This is a genomic window from Pseudorhodobacter sp. E13 (assembly GCF_003991405.1).
In the GTDB taxonomy this organism is placed as follows: Bacteria; Pseudomonadota; Alphaproteobacteria; order Rhodobacterales; family Rhodobacteraceae; genus Pseudorhodobacter.
The window spans coordinates 1-202 of sequence record NZ_RPEN01000001.1 but is presented as its reverse complement, the minus strand read 5'-3'; the positions used below and the strand labels follow the sequence as shown (position 1 = coordinate 202).

1 protein-coding gene is annotated in these 202 nt (G+C 73.3%); it reads right to left on the bottom strand.

From position 1 onward, the window contains the following. Positions 1-202, bottom strand: a 202-nt coding sequence (locus EGN72_RS19635; protein WP_199743667.1) for a hypothetical protein, incomplete at both ends; no start/stop codon positions are given.

Below are 202 nucleotides of genomic sequence, written 5' to 3'. Positions count from 1 at the left end.
CTCCGCCGCTGCCGCTGCTTCTGCATCTGCCTTGGCTTGCGCGTCAGCCTCCGCCGCTGCCGCCGCTTCCGCATCCGCCTTCGCTGCCGCTTCGGCCTCCGCCGCTGCCGCTGCTTCTGCATCTGCCTTGGCTTGCGCGTCAGCCTCCGCCGCTGCCGCCGCTTCCGCATCCGCCTTCGCTGCCGCTTCGGCCTCCGCCGCT